The 22,399-nt window shown below is 58.9% G+C and carries 17 protein-coding genes; 9 read left to right on the forward strand and 8 right to left on the reverse strand.

The window, feature by feature from the left end; translation table 11 throughout:
• Positions 1-412 precede the first annotated feature (412 nt).
• The 4 genes from ACR3E0_RS06260 (at position 413) to ACR3E0_RS06275 (ending at position 6,509) form a co-directional block, all read left to right on the forward strand.
• A complete protein-coding gene (locus ACR3E0_RS06260; protein ID WP_480477211.1) occupies positions 413-1,294 on the forward strand; it encodes a LysR family transcriptional regulator in 882 nt (293 codons plus the stop codon).
• Between the two features lie 84 nt (positions 1,295-1,378).
• Positions 1,379-3,082: an NAD(P)H-dependent oxidoreductase subunit E gene (locus ACR3E0_RS06265; protein ID WP_480477213.1), complete on the forward strand. Its 1,704-nt coding sequence runs from the start codon at positions 1,379-1,381 to the stop codon at positions 3,080-3,082.
• A gap of 14 nt (positions 3,083-3,096) precedes the next feature.
• Positions 3,097-5,880 carry a formate dehydrogenase subunit alpha gene (gene fdhF / locus ACR3E0_RS06270; RefSeq protein ID WP_480477215.1) on the forward strand — a complete coding sequence of 928 codons (2,784 nt, stop codon included), beginning with the start codon at positions 3,097-3,099 and terminating at the stop codon, positions 5,878-5,880.
• Between the two features lie 113 nt (positions 5,881-5,993).
• Positions 5,994-6,509, forward strand: a complete 516-nt coding sequence (locus ACR3E0_RS06275; protein ID WP_480477217.1) for a thioesterase family protein — start codon at positions 5,994-5,996, stop codon at positions 6,507-6,509.
• Between the two features lie 21 nt (positions 6,510-6,530).
• Here ACR3E0_RS06275 and ACR3E0_RS06280 read toward each other — a convergent pair whose 3' ends face one another.
• From ACR3E0_RS06280 to ACR3E0_RS06290, 3 genes are all read right to left on the reverse strand, one after another.
• Positions 6,531-10,583 carry a translocation/assembly module TamB domain-containing protein gene (locus tag ACR3E0_RS06280; RefSeq protein ID WP_480477219.1) on the reverse strand — a complete coding sequence of 1,351 codons (4,053 nt, stop codon included), beginning with the start codon at positions 10,581-10,583 and terminating at the stop codon, positions 6,531-6,533.
• A 29-nt stretch (positions 10,584-10,612) separates the two neighbouring features.
• On the reverse strand, positions 10,613-12,418 hold the full coding sequence (locus ACR3E0_RS06285) for an autotransporter assembly complex protein TamA (protein WP_480477221.1): 1,806 nt from the start codon (positions 12,416-12,418) through the stop codon (positions 10,613-10,615).
• 149 nt (positions 12,419-12,567) lie between these two features.
• Positions 12,568-13,791, reverse strand: coding sequence for a urate hydroxylase PuuD (locus tag ACR3E0_RS06290; RefSeq protein WP_480477223.1), 1,224 nt, complete (start codon positions 13,789-13,791; stop codon positions 12,568-12,570).
• A gap of 95 nt (positions 13,792-13,886) precedes the next feature.
• Between ACR3E0_RS06290 and ACR3E0_RS06295 the strand changes: the two genes are divergently transcribed.
• A complete protein-coding gene (locus ACR3E0_RS06295) occupies positions 13,887-14,801 on the forward strand; it encodes a LysR family transcriptional regulator (protein ID WP_480477225.1) in 915 nt (304 codons plus the stop codon).
• Between the two features lie 3 nt (positions 14,802-14,804).
• On the opposite strand, the gene uraH is transcribed toward ACR3E0_RS06295, so the two are convergent.
• Positions 14,805-15,161: a hydroxyisourate hydrolase gene (uraH, locus tag ACR3E0_RS06300; protein WP_480477227.1), complete on the reverse strand. Its 357-nt coding sequence runs from the start codon at positions 15,159-15,161 to the stop codon at positions 14,805-14,807.
• Between the two features lie 164 nt (positions 15,162-15,325).
• On the opposite strand from uraH, the gene puuE reads away from it, so the two are divergent.
• Both puuE and ACR3E0_RS06310 read left to right on the forward strand, forming a co-directional pair.
• Positions 15,326-16,744: an allantoinase PuuE gene (gene puuE, locus ACR3E0_RS06305; protein WP_480477229.1), complete on the forward strand. Its 1,419-nt coding sequence runs from the start codon at positions 15,326-15,328 to the stop codon at positions 16,742-16,744.
• A complete protein-coding gene (locus ACR3E0_RS06310; protein WP_480477231.1) occupies positions 16,741-17,229 on the forward strand; it encodes an ureidoglycolate lyase in 489 nt (162 codons plus the stop codon). The genes puuE and ACR3E0_RS06310 overlap by 4 nt, the downstream gene beginning before the upstream one ends.
• Before the next feature lie 17 nt (positions 17,230-17,246).
• On the opposite strand, the gene ACR3E0_RS06315 is transcribed toward ACR3E0_RS06310, so the two are convergent.
• The 3 genes from ACR3E0_RS06315 to ACR3E0_RS06325 form a co-directional block, all read right to left on the reverse strand.
• On the reverse strand, positions 17,247-18,233 hold the full coding sequence (locus ACR3E0_RS06315; RefSeq protein WP_480477233.1) for a type I glyceraldehyde-3-phosphate dehydrogenase: 987 nt from the start codon (positions 18,231-18,233) through the stop codon (positions 17,247-17,249).
• 54 nt (positions 18,234-18,287) lie between these two features.
• Entirely contained in the window at positions 18,288-18,611 is a 324-nt protein-coding gene (locus ACR3E0_RS06320; protein WP_480477235.1) for a hypothetical protein, read from the reverse strand.
• Positions 18,612-18,711: 100 nt separating this feature from the next.
• Positions 18,712-19,545, reverse strand: coding sequence for a bifunctional allantoicase/(S)-ureidoglycine aminohydrolase (locus ACR3E0_RS06325; protein ID WP_480477237.1), 834 nt, complete (start codon positions 19,543-19,545; stop codon positions 18,712-18,714).
• A 175-nt stretch (positions 19,546-19,720) separates the two neighbouring features.
• Between ACR3E0_RS06325 and ACR3E0_RS06330 the strand changes: the two genes are divergently transcribed.
• The gene (locus ACR3E0_RS06330; protein WP_480477239.1) at positions 19,721-20,077 is read left to right on the forward strand and encodes a hypothetical protein; all 357 of its coding nucleotides are present in this window, start codon (positions 19,721-19,723) and stop codon (positions 20,075-20,077) included.
• Positions 20,078-20,095: 18 nt separating this feature from the next.
• On the opposite strand, the gene ACR3E0_RS06335 is transcribed toward ACR3E0_RS06330, so the two are convergent.
• Positions 20,096-21,031, reverse strand: a complete 936-nt coding sequence (locus ACR3E0_RS06335; protein WP_480477241.1) for a 2-hydroxyacid dehydrogenase — start codon at positions 21,029-21,031, stop codon at positions 20,096-20,098.
• Positions 21,032-21,158: 127 nt separating this feature from the next.
• Here ACR3E0_RS06335 and ACR3E0_RS06340 point away from each other — a divergent pair, with 127 nt between their 5' ends.
• Entirely contained in the window at positions 21,159-22,394 is a 1,236-nt protein-coding gene (locus ACR3E0_RS06340) for an acyl-CoA dehydrogenase family protein (RefSeq protein WP_480477243.1), read from the forward strand.
• The last annotated feature ends 5 nt before the right edge of the window (positions 22,395-22,399 follow it).

Genomic DNA, 22,399 nt, shown 5'->3' on the forward strand with positions numbered 1-22,399 from the left:
ATAGTCCAGAATGCAACCTGGAGATGTTCTCGTTAACTTGAAGCTAGGGCGCTGCTGGTGATGGGCTCAAGAGCAACTTCACGGATCAGCGCCTCGTAGGTCCTTCTAGTGGACTTGTGTTGCGCGATACCAACACTGCCCGCCATTGCTCAATCCATGTTCATGTGTGCTTGTTGTTTTGGCTTGAAGGCGCCCCACACGATATCTTGGGGTTGCGAACCTTGGCTCAACTCGACTCAAGGTCCCCTTTGTCCCGCCGAGTTGACTTTTGTATTGCATTCGTTCTGTCCGGTTTCTAGAAGCTTCACACCAATTCTAATCCACCCTTCGCTCTACTTTAGTCATCTCCCGCTTTCTCCTCGCGCAAAACTCGATAGTCTGCGGTTCAGTCTAATTGTTGGGGCGCCCTCAGATGATCGAAATCCGCGACCTGCAACTGCTCAGCGCTCTGGCGCGGCACCGCCATTTTGCCAAGGCGGCCGAAGAATGTGGGATATCTCAACCGGCGTTCTCGATGCGTATCCGCAACCTCGAAGACCGGCTGGGCGTCTCGATCGTCCGCAGGGCCAACCGGTTTCAGGGTCTGACCGAAGAGGGCGAGATGATCGTTGTGCGGGCGCGGCGCATTCTGGATGACACCAAGGCGCTGGAGCAGCAGGTGCTTGCCTCGAAAGGGGAAATCACCGGTACCTTGATCCTCGGCGTGATTCCGACGGCGATTGCTTTCACCGGACGGCTGATAAAGCGCCTGCAGCAGGCCCATCCGCAGATTGTAACGCGGATTGAGACCATGTCCGCCAGTGCCGTTCAGCATCGGCTGGATGAGGGAAGTCTGGACGCGGGTATCACCTATGGTGACAGCATCGGCACCGATCTGCGGCAGGTGCAGCCTCTGTATGAAGAAACCTATGTTCTGTTGATCCCTTCCCATATGAGCTCGGAAACCGGCCCGATCCCATGGGCGCAGGTCGCGGAATTTCCACTCAGCCTGTTGGAACCGCAGATGCAGAACCGACGTATCCTCGACCGGATATTTGCGGAACAGGGCCTGCATCCACATGTCGTGGCAGAAACCAGTGGCTTCACGGCATCTATGGTGATGGCGCGCGAGGGGCTCGCTGCGACCGTGGTGCCTCGGGTTCTGGTGCGCGCGCTGGGGGATTTGAAGGGAACGAAAGTGCTCCCTCTGATCGATCCCGTTGTCAGCAAGCCGATTTGTCTGGCGACTCTCAACCGTGATCCTGAACTGCCAACAGTTGGAGCTTTGAAGGGCGTTGTGACGTCTTTGCGATGATAAGCTGTCGTTATCGTGTATTTAAGATATGCGATTTGACGATATATTAATCTGATGAGACATGGGTCTCAATCGGAGGGCATCATGGCACCATTAGATACCAAGCCATCAGGCGCACCCAAGGGCGTCTGGAAGTCAGGTAAAGGCAAGGGGCGGCACACGCCCAAGGGCCGTCAGTTCACGGATGAGGCACAGGCTGAAATTCACCGCCTGCTGGGCGACCGACCGCGCCGCCGTGACCTGCTGATCGAATTTCTGCATTTGATTCAGGATGAACACGGTCATATCAGTGCCGACCACATTGCCGCCCTGGCGGTTGAGATGCGGATCGGTCAAGCCGAGGTCTATGAAACGGCAACCTTCTACGCGCATTTCGATGTGGTGAAAGAGGATGAGGTGCCGCCCCCCGCGCTGACCATTCGGGTCTGTGATTCGCTCTCCTGCGAAATGGCCGGTGCCCAGCAGTTGCAAAAGGCACTGGAAGACGGGCTGGACCCGGCCGAGGTCCGCGTTGTCCGCGCGCCCTGTATGGGACGTTGCGATACCGCTCCGGTCTTGGAGATCGGCCACAACCACATCGACCATGCGACCCCCGAAAAAGTACAGGCGGCGATTGCTGCGGGCGACACGCACGCCCATCTGCCCGACTACGAAGCCTTTGCGACATATGAGGCCAATGGCGGCTACGCCAAGCTGAAAGACCTGCGCTATGGCGGCGACTGGGAGAAGGTGCAGGAAGACGTTCTGTCCTCGGGTCTGCGTGGTCTGGGGGGTGCTGGTTTCCCGTCCGGCAAGAAATGGGGCTTTGTTCGCATGAACGAGGGTCCGCGCTATCTGGCCGTGAACGGCGACGAAGGTGAACCGGGTACATTCAAGGATCGCTACTATCTGGAGCGTACCCCGCATGTCTTCCTCGAAGGCATGTTGATCGCTGCCTGGGCGGTCGAGGCCGAGACTTGCTTTATCTATATGCGCGATGAATACCCGGCGGTTCTGGAGATTTTGCGCCGCGAGATCGCCGCGCTGGAGCAGGCCGGTATTGTTGAACAAGGCTATATCGACCTGCGTCGGGGTGCCGGTGCTTACATCTGCGGCGAAGAATCGGCGATGATCGAGTCGATAGAAGGCAAGAAAGGCCTGCCGCGTCACCGCCCTCCGTTCGTGGCGCAGGTCGGGGTCTTTAACCGCCCAACCTTGGTGCACAATGTCGAGACGCTGTATTGGGTGGCAAAGGTCTGTCGTGAGGGTCCGGAATGCCTCAACAGCACCGAAAAGAACGGCCGTGTCGGTCTGCGCAGTTACTCGGTCTCGGGCCGCGTGGCGAAGCCGGGCGTCTATCTACTACCTGCCGGGTCGACCATTCTGGATGTGATCGAGGCCGCCGGTGGTATGGCCCAGGGTCATGTGTTCAAGGCCTATCAGCCGGGTGGGCCGTCGTCTGGTCTGTTGCCCGCCAGCATCGATGATGTCCCGCTCGACTTCGACACCCTGCAACCGCTGGGGACCTTCATCGGGTCCGCTGCCGTGGTGGTTCTGTCCGATCAGGACACCGCCCGCGATGCGGCGCTGAACATGCTGCGGTTTTTCGAAGACGAAAGCTGCGGCCAGTGCACACCTTGCCGGGCAGGCTGCGAAAAGGCGGTGAAGCTGATGCAGGCGGACAAGTGGGATCAGGACCTGCTGGAAGATCTGTGTCAGGTCATGGGCGATGCCTCGATCTGCGGTCTGGGGCAGGCTGCTCCGAACCCGATCCGCCTTGTCATGAAACATTTCGCTGATGAAATCTGAAGGGAGACAGAGCCATGCTAGACGCAAGCCCAACCAAGACCGTCACCTTCAACCTGAACGGCGAAGATGTCACCGTGCCCGAAGGCTGGACGATCTGGGAAGCCGCCAAGGGGCAGGGGTTCACCATCCCTCACCTGTGCCACAAACCTCAGCCGGGCTACAAACCCGACGGAAACTGCCGTGCCTGTATGGTCGAGGTGGAAGGCGAGCGTACGCTGGTTGCCTCGTGCATCCGGCCTGCAGCAGACGGGATGGTGGTGAAAACCGACAGCGAACGCGCCGAGAAATCGCGCGCCATGGTGATGGAGTTGCTGGTTGCAGACCAACCCGAAGAGGCGCACGACACCTCCAGCCACTTCTGGGACATGGCCAAGCTGACCGATGTCAGCATCAGCCGTTTTCCGACAAAAGAGCCCGAGAAAATCCCGCTCTTGGATGACAGCCACGTTGCGATGCGCGTCAATCTGGACGCCTGCATCAACTGTAATCTCTGCGTCCGGGCCTGCCGCGATGTGCAGGTCAATGATGTGATCGGAATGGCCGGTCGTGGCCATACCGCACAGGTGGTCTTCGACCAGAACGACCCGATGGGCGACTCAACTTGCGTCGCCTGTGGCGAATGTGTTCAGGCCTGCCCAACCGGTGCCCTGATGCCCGCCACTGTTCTGGATGACCAGCAGCGTGGCGACAGCAAGGATTACGATAGTGAAACGGAAAGCGTCTGCCCGTTCTGCGGCGTGGGCTGCAAGGTCTCGTTGAAGGTCAAAGACGGTAAGGTGAAGTATGTCGAGGGCATCAACGGCCCGGCAAATGAAGGACGTCTGTGCGTCAAAGGCCGCTTCGGTTTCGACTATATCCACCACCCGCATCGCCTGACCAAGCCATTGATCCGGCGCGAAGATGCGCCCGAGAAGGGCCTGAACGTCGATCCGTCGGACCTGTCGACCCATTTCCGCGAGGCAACATGGGAAGAGGCGATGGATCTGGCCGCCACCAAGCTGAAAGCCTTGCGCGACGAGGATCCGCGCAGTGTTGCTGGCTTTGGCTCGGCCAAGTGCACCAATGAAGAAGCCTACCTGTTCCAGAAGTTCATCCGTCAGGGCTTCAAGCACAACAACGTCGACCACTGCACGCGCCTGTGCCATGCGTCGTCTGTGGCTGCGCTCATCGAGAACGTGGGCTCAGGTGCTGTGACCGCGACCTTCAATGAGATCGAAAACGCGGATGTGGCGATCATCATCGGGGCCAATCCGATCGAAAATCACCCGGTGGCTGCGACCTATTTCAAGCAGTTCACCAAGCGCGGCGGCAAGCTGATCGTGATGGACCCACGCGGTGTGGGCATGCGCAAGTTCGCAGATGAGATGCTGCAGTTCCGCCCGGGTGCGGACGTCTCGATGCTGAACGCGATCATGAACGTGATTGTCGAGGAGGAACTGTACGACAGCCAGTACATCCACCGCTGGACCGAGAACTGGGAGGCCGAGAAAGAGCACCTGCGTGCCTTCACGCCCGAGGCGATGGCGCCGATTTGTGGCGTCGAACCGGATCAACTGCGCCGCGTGGCCCGGACCTTTGCACAGGCCAAGGCCGGTTTGATCTTCTGGGGCATGGGCGTCAGCCAGCACATCCACGGCACCGACAACTCGCGTTGCCTGATTTCGCTGGCATTGATGACCGGCAATGTTGGTAAACCTGGCGCGGGTCTGCACCCGCTACGCGGACAAAACAACGTGCAGGGCGCGTCCGATGCAGGTCTGATCCCGATGTTCCTGCCGGACTACAAAACGGTCACGGATGACAACATCCGCGCGCAGTTCACCGATGTCTGGGGGTCTGAGGATTTCTCGAACGAGAAAGGTCTGACGGTTACCGAGATCGTCGACCAGATTTATGCCCGCAACATCAAGGGGATGTATATTCTGGGCGAAAACCCGGCCATGTCCGACCCGGATGTGAACCATGCGCGCGAGGCGCTGGCCAAGCTGGAGTTGATGATCGTGCAGGATATTTTCCTGACCGAGACGGCGAACTATGCCGACATCATCCTGCCCGCGTCTGCGCTGTATGAGAAAAACGGAACGGTGTCGAACACCAACCGTCAGGTCCAGCGGGTGCGCCCTGCCGTGGCGCCCCCGGGTGAGGCGCGCGAAGACTGGCAGATTACCGTCGATCTTGCGCAACGGATTGGGTTGAGATGGGACTACACGGATGTGTCTCAGATCTTCAACGAAATGAAGCTGACCATGGAATCGCTCGACAACATCACGTGGGAGCGTCTGGAAACGGAATCCATCACCTATCCCTCGCTCAGCGAAACCGATCCCGGACAGTCCATCGTGTTCGGTGATGGTTTCCCGCGCGCAGACGGCAAGGCCAAGTTCACACCGGCCAGCATCATTCCGCCAGACGAATCCCCGGATGAAGAGTATCCGATGATCGCCACGACAGGCCGTCAGCTTGAGCACTGGCACACTGGGTCAATGACACGCCGCGCAATGGTTCTGGATGCGGTCGAGCCTGAAGCGAATTGTTCGATGAATCCGCGCACGCTGAAACTGATGGATATTGAACCGGGCGAGACCATCCGCCTGACGACCCGACGCGGGTCGATCGAAATTATGGTGCGCGCCGACCGGGCGATCGCCGAGGATATGGTGTTCATCCCGTTCGCCTATGTTGAGGCGGCGGCGAATATCCTGACCAACTCGGCCATCGACCCTTACGGCAAGATCCCCGAGTTCAAGTTCTCGGCCATTCGTGTGGAAAAGATCGACGACGCCATCGCGGCAGAGTAGCGGCACGTAAACAGACAAGAAGGGCGGTCCGGATCAGGGCCGCCCTTTTTCGTTTTGTGCGCTGGACACAGCCTTGGTTTCCCGCCTTCATGTCTCCGTAAAAGGAGGCAGTGATGTCACAATACCCAACAGGTGGTCATGACGGTCCATACCCGGCACCGATTGAAATTCCGGGCCGTCCCATCAATCCTGCCTGGATTGACTATAACGGCCATATGAATGTGGGCTATTACGGCGTCGCCTTTGACATTGCGTTGGAGCAGATGCTGGTCGACCATCTGGGTCTGGGCGAACCACAGGTCCAGGCTGCGGGGCAGGGCCCCTATATTCTTCAGTCTCATCTGACGTTTCTGCGCGAAGTCACCCAAGATGCGACAGTCAGTTTTCACTTTCGGATGCTGGATGCCGATTCAAAACGCGGGCACTATTTTGCTCAGATGATCTCGGCCTCTGACAACGAAGTCTGTGCGACCCAGGAAGCACTGTTCATGAATGTCAGCCATGATACGGGGCGTGCCGTCGCTTATCCGGAATGGGCCGTTGCTCGTTTGGCGCAGATGGTGGCCGATCACAAAGCGTTGGACCGCGTTGATCAAATGGGCCAGCCTATCGGGATTCGGCGGAAATAGGCGCGGCGGCCGGCCGGTCGCTCAGTAGTCCCGCTCGAAAAAGAGGCCGATACCGGTTTCGCCCCTTCCGTCCACCGTGCCGCGGACGGTGAAGTTGTCGGTGACGTCGAGGTTCAGGTTCACCTCGGTATCGCCTTCGGTGTTCACCGTGAAATCCGTATAGAGATTGTCGCTCAGATACGCACCGGCCCCAAGTCGCCCGGCGCCGCCTTCGGTCGCGCCTATGTCAATCGTGTCGACGCCAGTTGATTTACGCAGGCCACTGGTGGTGTCCCCGCCAGCCCCGCTGAGCTGCGCCAGCGAGGCCGCCATCTGGGCGACGACAAACGGTGAAAGCTCGGAAAACCTGTTGCCGAATAAGAGTATGGCGAGAGCTTCTTCAGCGGGACGTTCGGGATCGGAAAAGACGTCGACTTCGGGCGAGTCGAGCGGGCCGGCAATCTCGATCGTGGCCGTCCCGTCGGATGTGCTGGCCGAAGACTCGAACTCGATATACGGGGTCAGATCACCCTGCAGCGTGACAATGCCCTTGGTCAGCGCCAGCCTGCGCCCGAGGATATCAAAGCTGCCGCGGATCAGTTCGATCTGACCTGACGGAACAACCGAGGTGGTGGTGCCGCCAATCACGATCCGACCGCCCAATTCCGCGTTCACGCCCCGACCGCGCACAAAAACGGCTTTGGGGGCGGAAAGGCTGATATCCAGAGAAATACGAGAGGCGCTTTGGCTGCCGTCATCGGTGGCAACCAGCTGTGCCCTCTCACGTGTGATGTAGCTGGCGCGGCTTTCGTTCAGATGCTGGATTTCGGGAATCGGTGCAGCGCCAACAGCGCCCGAGGCGGCGGCAAGGTTGATATTGGTCTCGGCAAAGGTGATCTGCCCGGCCAGCGCACTGTTGCCCGCCAAAGCCCCGGTCATCGCGATCTGGCCGTTAAGAGTTGTTTCGTACAACAACTGATCCGTCAGCACGAGACTATTGATCGCGGTGGTGATCTGCGCGTTGAAGGGCGGCGTCAGATCCACGGGCCCGCTGACGGTAAATCCGCCGCCCGCGCGTACGCCGCCGTTCAGCGAAATCGTGGCGCGGCTGTTTGCCAGATTTACCGACCCAGTGATCCCTGTGATCGTTTGGCCAATGGACGGGATCGCCAATGAAGTGCCGGATGTTGTGATCGAACCGCTGACGGACTCCAGCGCCGGTTTACCCTTGAGCGCCAGATCGAACCGGGCGGAACCATCGATCTTGTTGGGTGTGATGAAGATGTTTGCAAGCCCGATGTTGATGCCGCCCTGCGCTGTCAGGTCTGCCTCACCAGACGTCTCATTGAACGTACCCGCAACAGTCGTGTTGATATCTGCCGGTCCGCTGGACTTGGCATTGATGGCCCAGACTCCGTTGGCGCGTTTTGCCGTGCCGGTTGCGGCAATGGTTCCGGGAAAATCTGGCGCGAACCGTTCGATCCGGTTGAATTTGGCATCGAATTCCAGATCGGCAGCGCCGTCTGTATCCACAGTGCCCTTGAGATTGGCATACGAGCTGTCAGGGCCCTCAAGGCTCGCCGTGCCTTCCAGTCCGGAGCCGGACGGTGCAACATTTCCGTTCAGCGTCAGCGGTCCTGAGAGGGTGTTCGACAGCCGCGCCAGATCATCCAGCCGGGCAGTGAAGTCGAGGCCACCCGAGTCCCGATCCAACTGACCGGATGCATTGGCCGACAGGGCCGTGCCGTTCAGGCTAAAGGTGCGAATGTTGAGACCTTGATCGTCGTTCACAGCGTCAACCGTCAGCTCAGTTCGGCCCTGTATCAGTTTGTCGATCGGTTCGATGCCGGTGCTGACATCGTCGGCTTCCACTGTCCCTTGCACCTCAAAGGTCTTGCTGCCTTGTGCGCCCTTGCCCTGCACATCAGCACGAATTGATCCGGCCAGATCGCGCTGTGCAAGGGCCGAAAAGAGCGACAGGTCCGGAACTGTCAGTTTGCCTTGGCCGTCCACCGCCAGATTGCCCGTCGGATCGTCAACGGTCGCAGCAACCTCTGCGGTGAGGGCGGATCCGTTTACCTTGGCCTGTCGGATTTCGATCTGATCCTGACTAATGGCACCATCAAACTCAATGGTTGCCCGACCCGACAGCAAGGGATCGATGTCCGCCATCCCGGTCTTGATATTCTGACCGGTCACGCTGGCTGTTCCATCATATTCCAATGTCTGAATCGTCCCCTTACCCTCCAGACTGGCCTGAAGCGCGCCATCCAGATCACGTTTGGCCAGACCGGAAAACACAGACAGGTCGCGGGAGTTCACGCTGGCTTGCCCATCGATTGAGACATTGCCATCCGGGGTTGTCACGGTGCCGCTGGCCTGGGCGCGCAGCGCATCTGCGATCACGGTGAACTCGCGGACCGACACACCGTCAGTATCGCGTTTGGCATCAAGCGTTATTGTGGTTTCGCCTGCAATCACCGGGTCGATATCGTCGCGTCCGGTGGACAGGTCGCTGCCCTCGACAACCAGTTTGCCGTCAAAGCTGCCTTCCAGGGGTGAGCCGCTGCCCGTGACCTGCGCCGAGGCCTGCCCGCCCAACTGGAGCCTTGCCAGATCGGAAAACCGAGACAGGTCCGACGCCTCCAGCGATGCGGACCCATTCACATTCAAGCCGCTGGTCAAACCGCTGATCAGCGCGTCAACCCCCAATATGTAATCGGACCCGACCAGTTCGAACCCCGACAGGTTCAATGACTGTTCGCTGCCGTAGTTGAATAAGCCATCCAGAGTGATGCGGTCACCCAGAGCCTTGTTCAGCGCCGGATCCACCATGTCGACCCCGTCCAATGCCGCTTGGACATCGCCATCCACCGCCAGGGTGTTGCCCTGCACCAGCGTGCCCTGGGCAGTGATTTGGGCCCGTTGCAGGTTAATTTGTTTCGACGTGAAAGCGTCAGCCGTCAGGCTCAGATCCCAATGGTCGCCGTTCTTTTGATCGAACAGGGCCGAAATCTGTGCGGCCTCAATGGACGTGTCCCCACCGGATACCGGCAGCACCACCGTTTCTCCATCCGGCGGCGTAATGCGACCCTGCAGCGCTGCAAGCTGCAGCGTGCCGCCGGTCGCAAGTTGCAGTTCCCCTTTCAGGTTCATCGCCTGCGACGTGAACTCCAGATCGCTGATGTCGAGCGCACCATCCGGATGGGTCAGGCCGTCGACAAAAAGGCGCGTCTGGGTGCCGAAAAAAACGTCCATGTTCTCGGCAACGAACGGCGTCAGATCACCGCCCAGATCGGCGGTGAAGGCTATTCCGTCACGCGCGCTTGCGGCGGCTGTTGGCGCAGATCGCAATCGAACCTGGCCTGTGACACGCTGCTGGTTGTCGCTGCTCAGACCGATATCAGCGGTGAAATCCGTGACCGGACCGGACCCCTTTGCCGTCAACTCAATCGGAGGGCTGTTCGGAATCTTAAGGGCGGTCGAGATCAGACCGCCCGACGCTTCGACCACCTGCAGATCCAGATCGATCTGGCTGTTCGAATTCTCAAAGCCCGCCGTCAGGCCGATCTGATCACCCGGTTGATCCAGCCGTGTGATCTCCAGATTTGTGGCCAGCGTTCCATCTGCGAGGGAGAGGTCGCCGCTGACGGACAGTTCGGCTGCAACGCCAATCAAGGGTTCTCCCAATGCAAGGTCATCAATCCGAATTTCGCCGATCTCGATGGCGATCGGCAACTCGGGCAACTGGAAGGGCTGGGTTTCTGCGGATGGCGGCAGTTCATCTTTCGTCGTGGTGCCCGGCGCGCGGGCAATGTCGATCTCTTGGGCAGTCAGCGTGTTGACAGAGAACCTGCCCCGGATCAGGGCCAGACGGTTCCAGTCCAGTTCGGCATCCCTGATGGTCAGCCAGACGCCTTCATCATCTGCAACCGTGATTTCCCCGATTGTCGCGCGCGAACTCAGGGCCCCTTGCAACCCCGTGACCCTGACATTCTGATTGTCCCCGGACAGCGTGTCCTGCAGGAACCGCTCGATCATGCTGCCGCCGCCGTCATCCTGCGCTATCAACGGTGCGGGCGCGGTCAAAGCCACTAGCAGAAAGGGATATGAGAGACGCCAGTTCAAAATGCCTGTCCGATCCCGATGTAAAATTGCAGGCCATTGCCGGTGTCGCCCTGAACCGGGTAGGCGAGGTCAAAGCGCAGCGGTCCAAAGCCGCCCAGGTCATACCTGACCCCGATCCCGGCACCGGCGTGGTCTTCGGCACCGCTGCCGACAAAGGATGACGTGTCTACGATACCGTAATCGTAAAATCCGACCAGAGACAGGGCGTCAGTGACCTTGCCGCGGACTTCTCCGGAAAAGCCCAGAAACGATCTGCCGCCCGCAATGCCGGTTCCAACCGGGATGCCAAGGCTTTCATAGGGCTGACCCCGCACCGTGCCAGCGCCGCCGGAGAAGAACAGGAAATCCGGTGTAACACCGTCCGCAGGTGGACCGATAACCGAGCCCAGTTGAACCCGCCCCGCCAGCACCAGGTTTCCACCGGTTCCGAGGCTGGTATAGGCGCGCCCATCAAAAAACAGCCGAATGCCGGTATCTGTTCCGGATAAGCCAACAAAGGGCATGACTTGAGAATCCAGGTAATATCCGCGGGTTGCGCTGACCTTGCTGTCGCGCCGGTCCCATTCCGATCGGAACGGCAGGATGAAATACCGGAATTTGCGGCCGTCGCCATAAGCGTCGTCTGCATCGGACCATTGAAAGCCTGCCGACGCCTCTGCATAGAGCTGATCGGAAAAAGTGCGCCGCGCGCCGTATGAAAAAGATGCGACGGTGACATTGTAGTTGTCGGTGTTGCGCCGCTCCAGCAGGGCGCTCCAGAACGTGTTGTCATCCGGGCCCAGCCGGTCCGGTTGATCCAGCCGCAGCCCGATCCGCCCGTCCAGATCCTCGGAGCCGCCGATGTTTCGCAGTGCGGCCTCAAAACGCAACCGCTCTGCGCGCCTGAATACGTTTCGGTGCGTCCAGCTTGCGGTCACGTCCACGCCATCGCGCGAGGCCAGTTCCACACCAAATGTCAGGCGGCGTTTGGGCAGGTCTTCGAAGGTTGCATCGAAATCCAGCGTACCGTCCGGGTTGGGCGTGTCCCGTTCCTGTAGCGAGACAGTGCTGAACGTGCCGGTTCGACGCAGCCGGGTTCCGACCTTTTGGATCTGTGCGGGTGAATAGACCTCGCCGCTCGGGAACCCTGCGATCTTTTCAATCGAACGGTGCCGCACATCCGTGTCACCCGTGACGAACATCTTGCCAAAGGTCAGCCGTCGACCCGGATCCAGATCGATCTCTGCGTCCAGCCGGGCCTGAGCATGACGTGCTATGACTTTCTGGTCCGCGACATCGGCCTTGGCATGACCTGCATCTCTCCAGGCCTGCACACCGGCCGAGGCAGCTTGTTGAATGGCACCGGTTGTCGCGCGCTGACCCGGGGCAAACTCTTCGGGCAATTCGGTTTCGGGTGCCAGCGGTTGAACAACGGCTGTTCCAAAGGTGAATGTCGGGCCGGTTTCGATATCAATCACGGCGCGGTTGATTTGCGCCGGCACGCTGAACGAGCTGAGGTCGGCGGCTTCCTGTCCATCCAGTTTGATGCTGACAACGGGGCTGAAATACCCTTCGTCATATAAAATTTGGACGATGGTGCGATAGTCGGAAAGAGCGGCGGAGAGGATTTCCAGCGGCGTATCCAGGCCGCGGGATTCCGCCGTCGTGATCGAAGATGTTTCTTCGATCCGTTGAACCAGGTCTTTCGAAGCGCCCGGGATGTTCAGCGTTGTCTCAAGGGCCGACAATGTGGTCGGAGCAAAAGTCAGCAACAGGCCAATAAGCACGCATATCAGTTTGCCGCGCGGCTTGCTCCGTTGCATCAGATGGCTCCAACTGTCCCTAGTCGAAATCAATTTCGCCGCATTGTGATTGTATTGCGGCTTATTAACCTTAGGTTAGAGCATTTGAAACCAGTTGGGGAAAGGGTTTAAAAGTTTCCCCGACCGAATAGGCCCAGATTGTGGTCGCGTTACAGGCCGGCGCTACGGACCCAGCGTATGATGGCAGCGCGGTCCTCCGGCTCCATATACGTCACATTCGCGGGCGGCATTGCATGGCTGACGCCCGCCTGCAGATAGATTTGCCGCGCATTCCGGGCGATGTCCGCTTCGGTTTCAAGCAGGACACCATTGGGCGCCCACAGGATGCCTTCCCATACGGGTTCGCGCGCATGACACATGGAACAGCGGCCCAGCACAATGTCGTGGGCTTCTTCAAACCCATCAGCCGCCGCGAACCTCTGCTCATAAGGCGTCAACGGCTGCGCCTCTGCCTCTTCCAGTGGTTTGTACATGGGCGCCGTCGACAGCCACATGATGGCAATGAACAAAATCGCGGTGACCAGCCAGGTCCAGGTGGGATTGCCGGCGCGGGCATGACGGGTGTTGAAGTAATGCCGGATGGTGACGCCCATCAGAAACACCAGCGCGGCAATGATCCAGTTGTATTCAGTTGCGAAGGCCAGCGGATAGTGGTTCGACAACATCAGAAACACGACAGGCAGCGTCAGGTAGTTGTTATGCGTCGACCGCAGCTTGGCGATCTTGCCGTATTTGGGGTCTGGCGTCCGCCCGTTTTTGAGATCGTCGACCACAATGCGTTGGTTCGGCATGATGATGAAGAACACGTTTGCTGTCATGATCGTTGCCGTGAACGCCCCCAGATGCAGCATCATGGCGCGTCCGGTGAAAATCTGATTGTAACCCCAGCCCATTGCCACCAGCAGCACGAATAACAGGACCATCAGGAGGGTGGGGCGCTCGCCCAGACCGGATTTGCACAGAAAGTCATAAACCAGCCAGCCGATGGTCAGGGACGCTGCTGAAATCAGGATACCTTGCCACAGTGCCAGATCAGCTTTCTGGGCGTCAATCAGATACAACTCGCCACCGACCCAGTAGACAATCATCAGCAGCGCCGCGCCGCTGAGCCACGTGGCATAGCTTTCCCACTTGAACCATGTCAGATGGTCCGGCATCCGCTCGGGCGCGACCAGGTATTTCTGGATGTGATAAAATCCACCGCCATGGACCTGCCATTCCTCACCGTCCGCAGGACCTGGAATGTCGCGGTTCAGACCCAGATCCAGCGCAATAAAGTAGAAGGACGATCCGATCCAGGCGATAGCGGTGATGACGTGCAGCCAACGCACGGCAAAGGCCAGCCAGTCCCAGAACACGACGAGGTCGTACATATACAGTTCTCCGATTGCTTGCCGCCACACTAGGCAAGCGGGCTTTTCTTCGGTATTCCCGTATATTGTCAAACTGTATCAAAAAAAACGATAAGATGTCCTATCTCGACAATATCCGCACCTTTGTCCGAGTCTACGACTTGGGGAGCATGTCCGCCGCCGGGCGGGACATGCGGATTTCGCCTGCCGTAACCTCGGCGCGGATATCGCAGCTCGAGGATCATCTGGGTGTTCGCTTGTTCCAGCGCACGACCCGGAATCTGACGCCAACCGAACAGGGCCGCGCGTTTTATCCTGGTGCGGTGTCCGTTTTGGATGCCGTGGACGAGGCAGAAGCCCAGGTCACACATCTGACCGAAGCGCCGCGCGGGTCGCTGTTCGTGGCCGCTCCGCTTGGGGTCGGGCGCCGTCTGTTGGCGCCTCATGTGCCTGATTTTCTGTCGGAATACCCAGAGATTGATATCCGTCTGCGATTGACCGACCGCTCGGTGGATCTCACGACCGAAGGTCTGGATCTGGCCTTTTTCCTTGGCCAGCCCGAAGACAGCACGCTACGCATTCGAAAGATCGCCGATTGTCAGCGCGTTCTGTGCGCTGCACCGGAATACGTGGAACGGCGCGGCATGCCAAAAACGGGGGCAGAACTGATTTCGGATAAGCACGAATGTCTGAACCTTCGGTTTCCAGGTGCGACCGAGTTTCAGTGGATGCTTGAGACGTCAGACGGTCCGAAACGGTTCGCTGTGTCGGGACGGTTTGAATGTGATGACGGGGATGTGCTGACCGATTGGGCCTTGTCCGGGCAGGGAATTGCGATGAAACCCGTTTTCGAAGTGGCAGAGCACCTGAAAACCGGCCGTTTAGTATCGGTCGCGTCTGAAACGCCGCCCGTGCCGGTGCAGATGGCCTGCCTTTACACGCATCGTCGCCATCAGGATCCCAAGGCGCGCCTGTTCATGGATTTCATGGTCGAGCGGATCGGCAAGGTGGTGCGGAACTCAGAGGTCTGACGATCAACTGCCGCGATAGGTCGAATACCCGTAAGGCGACAGCAAAAGCGGTACGTGGTAATGAGCGTCTCGATCGGACATTCCGAAGCGGATCGGCACCTGATCGAGAAACAACGGATCATCCCCATTCTGACCGGTGGCACGCAAATAGTCTCCGGCGAAGAATATCAACTCGTACGTCCCCGTTTCAAAATCTTTCTCCGGCAGGATCGGGCCATCCGTTCGACCGTCGGTATTCGTTTCCATCTCGATCAGTTTGCGATGAGAAGTCTCTGATATCTGATAGAGCGCGATTTTCATTCCCTCGGCCGGGCAACCGCGCGCCGTGTCCAGAACGTGTGTCGTGAGGTAGCCTGCCACGGGTCTCTCCTTTGATGTGTTCTTGGGTTTGCCACAATCTGGAACAAACATCAAAAGGGAGGAAATGCCGAAAGAAACGGAAACACTGTTCGGATTGATTTGATAATCAAAGGCGTCTTTCTAGGGTAAAGCTGTCAAAACACTTGATCAGGATGGAAGACACTATGCAGCCCCCTCGATATCCCCGCGACATGATCGGATACGGTGCCTACGCCCCGGATGCGCAATGGCCAGGCGGTGCGAAACTCGCTGTGCAGATCGTGCTGAATTACGAAGAGGGGGGCGAGAACTGTGTTTTGCATGGGGATGCGGCGTCCGAGGCGTTTCTGTCTGAAATCGTCGGGGCCGCGCCGTGGCCCGGGCAGCGGCATTGGAATATGGAATCGATCTATGAATACGGCGCACGAGCCGGGTTCTGGCGGTTGCACCGTTTGATGCGGGATTTGCCGATCACAGTCTACGGGGTGGCCACTGCGCTGGCGCGTTCGCCTGATCAGGTCGCAGCGATGCAGGCCGCAGGGTGGGAGATCGCCAGCCACGGGCTGAAATGGGTCGAACACAAAGACATGTCAGAGGTGCAGGAACGCGCCGAAATCGCAGAGGCCATCCGGCTGCATACCGAAGTTGTCGGAGAGCGCCCGCGCGGCTGGTACACCGGGCGGTGTTCTGAAAACACGGTGCGACTGGTCGCGGAAGAGGGCGGTTTTGCCTATGTATCCGATACGTATGCCGACGATTTGCCGTATTGGCTGCGGACTGAAGACAGGGACCAGCTGATTGTTCCCTATACGCTGGATTGCAACGACATGCGCTTTGCAACGCCACAGGGGTTCAACTCGGGCGATCAGTTTTTCTCCTATCTCAAGGACAGTTTTGACGCGCTTTATGAAGAAGGCGCAGCCGGAGCGCCAAAGATGCTGTCTATCGGATTGCATTGCCGTCTGATCGGGCGTCCGGGCCGGGTGATGGCGCTGAAGCGCTTTCTGGACTATGCGCGCAGTGTTCCGGATGTCTGGTTCGCGACGCGTCTGCAGATCGCCGAGCATTGGTCGGAGACGCATCCGCCCCTGACACTTCCGCGTCCCTCGCAGATGCGAAGGGAGGATTTTGTGGCGGCATTTGGTGGTGTTTTTGAACACTCTGACTGGATCGCCGAGCGCGCCTTTGATCTGGAACTGGGGCCTGCCCACGACACGGCAGGGGGATTGCACAATGCCCTGGCGCGCATGTTTCGATCCGCCTCAGTGGAAAAACGCCTGGGTGTGCTGACCGCCCATCCAGATTTGGCCGGCAAGCTGGCGCAGGCCAAGCGGCTCACCAAGGAAAGCACCTCGGAACAGGCCTCAGCCGGGTTGGATGCCCTGACGGATGATGAGCGCAAAACGTTCACCGAGTTGAATCAGAGGTATACGGAGAAGTTTGGATTTCCCTTTATCATTGCGGTGCGGGACCACGACAAAGCGTCGATCCTGCAGGCTTTCCAGCATCGGATCGAGCAGGACCGCGATGCTGAACTTGCCGAGGCCTGCCGCCAGGTCGAACGGATTGCCGAGTTTCGGCTGCAGGACATGTTGCCGTCATGAGCCGACAAATCCATGTGGAACCGATTTCCGCGGGCGCGTTCGCCTCTTTTGGGGATTTGTTGGAGGTATCCGGTCCGCCGAGCAAGCTCATCAATCAGGGTCAATGTGGGCGGCATCATGATCTGGCTGGTCTGGATTTTTCGGATGGACGTGCGGGTATCAGCCTTTTTGATGCCAACCCGCGCGCCTTGCCTTATCGACTGGATATGGTTGAGCGCCACCCGGAGGGCAGCCAGGCCTTCATTCCCATGACGCACCAATCGTTTCTGGTCATCGTCGCTGCGGACGAAGGGGGTGTTCCCGGGCACCCCCGCGCCTTTGTCACAGAACCGGGGCAAGCGGTGAACTACCATCGTGGAACATGGCATGGTGTTTTGACCCCGTTGCACGCACCCGGTCTGTTTGCGGTGGTCGATCGCATTGGCGATGGCGCAAATCTCGAAGAATTCTGGTTTGATGCACCTTACAAGGTCGTACCGGCCTGAGGCGGCTATCCGGTCCGTCAGCCTGACGCCATCAGACGGGCGACATCCAGCATCCGCGCGGAAAATCCCCACTCGTTGTCATACCAACCGAATACCCGAACCTGAGCCTCTCCAACCATCCTCGTCTCTGGACCGGCAACAACCAGCGATTCAGGACGTGCCCGAAGATCGGAAGACACCAACGGCTCATCTGTCCAGCCGAGAACGGAGGAGCCATCCACGGCGTCCCGCAACGCGGCTTCGAAGGTTTCTGTGCGCATTCCACGTTCCAGTGTGACCACGAGGTCCACGGCAGAAACGCTCGCCGTTGGGACGCGCACCGCTGCGCCCGAGATGCGGCCGACCAGGTGCGGCAGGACCACATCGATCAGATGAATTGCGCTGGAGGTCGTTGGCACCATCGAAAGCGCACCGGCGCGGGATCGCGCAAGGTCACCGCGCGGCGCGTCGACCATCGGCTGGCTGTTTGTGTAACAATGGATGGTGGTCATATGACCGCTCGCCACGCCGCCGATGCCGTCCAGAATTTTGACCAAGGGCGCCAGACCATTGGTGGTGCACGAGGCGTTCGAAACGATCCTGGCACTGCCCAGTTGATCTTCATTTGCGCCCAGGACGATGGTCAGTTCAGCCGCGGGCGAAGGGCCAGAGATCAGCACCTTTCCTGCGCCCGCAGTCAGACCGCGCCGCGCCACATCCGAACTGCGGGCGATCCCGGTGCAGTCCAGCAGGACGTCCACACCCGACAAATCGACCTTTGCCAGATCGGTGCTTTGCGTCATCGGAACGGTTCGCCCATCCACGATCAAGGCCGCGTCCCCTGCCGACACTGTGCCGGGATAGGGGCCAAATGTGCTGTCGTATTTGAACAGATAAGCGCAGGTTTCCAGCGGTGCGATATCGTTGATCAACACCAGTTCCACATCCGATTCCTTCGGCAATGCCAGAACCTGCCGGAGGATCGTGCGGCCAATGCGGCCGAATCCGTTGATCGCGAGTTTCATGCGCAAGCTATGGCAGTCGGATCAGGCGACCTCAATGAAAGTATTGTACCAATATCAGTTGCAGCTGACCTGCGAGAAAAACTGGCCAGAGATATTCTGATACATGCTGGGTACGATGGCCTTGCAGCCGGTGGCCGCCTGAATCGCGGCAATCGCCTGAACCGTGCGCAGGCGTGGCGGCGGGCCAAACGGATTCAAGTTGTTGTTGTCCCGTGTGGCCCGATAAACCACCGGTGCATCCGAGACCTGCGTCACAGCCCAGGTGCGGCTCATGACAAAAACGGATTTGGTTTCTCCCTTGGCCGAAACAGGCGTCGCGTCAAATGCTGCAAAGCCAATCAGGACGGCCAAGGCCACCATCGTTCCGCGCAGTACCATCGAACTATCTCCAAAGCTAAAAACTCTGTTATTTCACCAGATTCATCGGCTTATGTGAACCCCTGAAGGCGAAACGTCTGGCAAACACCGGTTTGCACGTTCAGCGCTGCGGCAATGACAGGGGCATGTGGCGATTGACGTCCTTGTAGAGGAGATAGCGAAAGCGCCCCGGTCCGCCAGCGTAGCAGGCCTGAGGACAGAACGCGCGCAGCCATATGTAATCGCCAGCTTCAACCTCGACCCAATCCTGATTGAGCCGATAAACCGCCTTGCCTTCCAGCACGTAGAGCCCGTGTTCCATCACGTGGGTTTCGGCAAAGGGGATTACTCCGCCGGGTTCGAATGTCACGATGTTGACATGCATGTCGTGGCGCAGATCCTGGGGATCGGCGAACCGTGTCGTGGCCCAGCGCCCCTCGGTACCGGGCATCGGGATCGGGACAATGTCGCGTTCGTTGGTTATGATGGGATCCGGCTCAGGCAAACCAGGCACAGCGTCGTATGCTTTGCGAACCCAGTGGAATCGCGCGATCGCGTCTGAACGGTTGTGCAGGGTCCACTCCGCGCCCGCGGGGATATACGCATATCCACCGGTTTCCAGCGTATGCGTCTCGCCATTCAGCGTTACGGTGATGGCACCCTCGACAACAAACAGAACCGCCTGCGCCCGGCGGTCGCTTTCTGGTTTATCGCTCCCGCCTCCGGGCTGAACTTCCATAATATACTGTGAAAAGGTCTCGGCAAACCCGCTCAGAGGGCGGGACAGAACCCATAGTCGCGTGCCGGTCCAGAACGGGAGGTAGCTGGTAACGATGTCGCGCATCGTACCTTTGGGAATTACGACATAGGCATCGGTGAACATGGCCCGGTCGGTCAAAAGCTGTTCCTGGCCGGGGTGTCCGCCACTGGGCGCATAGTAGTTTGGATGTGTCATCTTATGTCTCAGCATCGTTTCATGGGCACTATGCTGGGAATGCCTCAGCACTCCTAGGTCCGTGAATGCGATAGGTTTTTTCGGAATAATTTGAAGGTGGGGGGACGGGGCTTGGCCACACCCGAACAGCGGTGTAATCTTGAGGCAGAACTGATTTCAGCACAGCGAGGCGAGTATGAAAGCCCGGATTTTTTCAGCATTGGTGGCATTGAGTATTGTGGGATCTGCCGGGATCGGTCAGGCTAAACCACTGTCACGCATCATTGCCGAGATGGGCCTTACCCCTGCCGATTTCGAAGTGGTCACCCAAACCTCGGATGCGTTGCTGAACAGCGGCACGCCAAGCACGGGTCAGGAGCGTTCCTGGATGAATGAGGAAACGGGCTCCAAGGGCATTGTCCGGGTGCGTGATGTGCAGGGCGATTGCGTCAACCTGCAACACTTCGTCCAGCCGGCGGGGTCGGATCAAACGCGCGAGGTCAGAACCCGGCGCTGCAAGGATGCCAGCGGGAACTGGCTTCTGGCTCCCTGATCGGAACGTGCTGTGGGGTCAGTAGCCCTGGGTCCGATCCACCTCGTGCAGCAGTGGTTCACCGGCGTTCAACCTGCGGAAATTCTCGGCCACATCGGACAGGGCGTCCCCCAGATGCCAACCGGATACATGTGGGGTGATCGTAACACCGGGATGCCGCCACAGCGGGCTGTTTTGTGGCAAGGGTTCCTGGCACGTCACATCCAGCACTGCGTGACCGGGTGTGCCGCGACCCAGTGCCGCGATCAGCGCATCTTCGTCGATCAGATCGCCGCGGCCAGCGTTCAACAAGTGACTACCGGGTTTCATTTCGGCCAGTATCTTCTCGTCAAACAATCCAACTGTGCCTGGGGTTGAAGGCAGAATCGCGCAGACATAGTCGCATTGGCTGAGCAGGTCCGGAAGTGATCCCTCGCCGTGCAGGCAGCTCACACCTTCGATCTGTTTCGGCGACCGGCTCCAACCCATGACCCGAAATCCCACCGAGTGCAGCATCCGGGCCGTGCGCGCGCCGATGTGACCCAGACCCAGAACGCCGACCACGGTATCCGGCGTAAAAATTGGTGCTTTGGGTGCCCATTCGGCCCTGTCCTGCGCTTTGGAATAAAAGGTCATGTGCCTTTGGGCGCGCAGAATATAGGCCAGAAACCACTCGGCGATACCTTGCGCCGGGGCATCGGGTTTGAGGCGCGCCACCCGCATGTGAGCGGGCAGATCAGGATTGCCAAGTATCGTTTCCACCCCTGCGCCAAGCTTTTGAACCAGTTGCAGATTGGGCAATCGGCGCAGGTGTTCGTCCCGCAAACCCACCAGCGCGACCATCGAAATCTCATCGGGATTACCGATGGTGTCCGGGGTGCGGACGTCCGCCGCGGGTGTAAGCCGAAGGATATCCCCGGCGATTTCGGAGTCGCTGATCCAGTCGCTCATTCCTGTGTCGATTAACAATGCCATTTGCACCGCTCCTAATTTCATTTTGATTGGCGTGACGTTCCGTCACTCAACTGGACAGGGTTGCGGCAGTTAAGCCATCCTCGGGCAAAAGGTACAGCCCGGTTCAAACGCCGTAGGAGGAATTCTCATGAATATGTCATTCAGCTTGCGCGAGGAAAATCGCGCCCTGCTACAGCGTGTGAAAGACATGGTCCGGGACGAGATCATGCCGCTTGAAGGGGAGTATCAGGCAGAAATCAACAAGGGCGACCGCTGGCAGTATACCGAACGTCAGGCCGAGATTTTGGAAGGATTGAAGGCCAAGGCCAAAGCCGCCGGCCTGTGGAATTTCTGGCTGACCGACAGCGAAAAGGGCTTTGGCCTGACGACCGTAGAATATGCGTATTTTGCAGAAGAAATGGGAAAAACCCCACTGGGTGCAGAGGTGTTTAACTGTTCGGCCCCCGACACTGGCAATATGGAGGTGTTCGAGCGGTACGGGACCGACAGGATGAAGGAACAATGGCTGCGGCCACTGCTCGACGGTCAGATCCGCTCAGCCTACCTGATGACCGAGCCGGATGTTGCGTCCTCTGACGCGACCAATATTTCGATGTCCTGTGTGCGGAAGGGAGACAGCTATGTGCTGAACGGGGAAAAATGGTGGTCCTCGGGCGCGGGTGATCCGCGATGCAAGGTCTATATTGTGATGGTCAGAACCGGCGGTGACGCGCAACCGGTTCACAAACGTCAGTCGATGATCGTGGTGCCTGCTGACACGCCGGGTATCGATGTCTTGCGGCCCATGGAGGTTTATGGGCATGACGACGCGCCGCACGGCCATATGCACATCCGGTTCACGGATGTAAGGGTGCCGGCCGAAAACATATTGCTGGGTGAAGGGCGCGGCTTTGAAATTGCGCAAGGTCGACTGGGCCCGGGCCGGATTCACCACTGCATGCGCGCGATCGGGCAGGCCGAAACGGCATTGGCACAAATGTGCAAGCGATCCCTGCAGCGCGAAGCCTTTGGCAAGAAACTGGCCCAGTTGGGGGCCAATTTCGACATTATCGCGGAATGCCGGATGGAGATCGAAATGGCCCGCCTGTTGTGCCTCAAGGCGGCGTGGTACATGGATCAGGGCGATGCACGGGCCGCCGCACCTTGGATCAGCCAGATCAAGGTGGTGGCCCCGCGCGTTGCGCTCAAGGTAATCGACGAAGCCGTTCAGATGTTTGGCGGGCAGGGCGTCAGTCAGGACACCCCATTGGCGGCAGCCTGGACGCATGTGCGCACGCTGCGGCTGGCGGACGGACCGGATGCGGTGCATCGCCGTCAGGTCGCGCGCGCCGAGTTGAAGAAACACACTCAGGAAAAGGTGTAAACCGA

Source organism: Ruegeria sp. AJ12, from assembly GCF_056536245.1.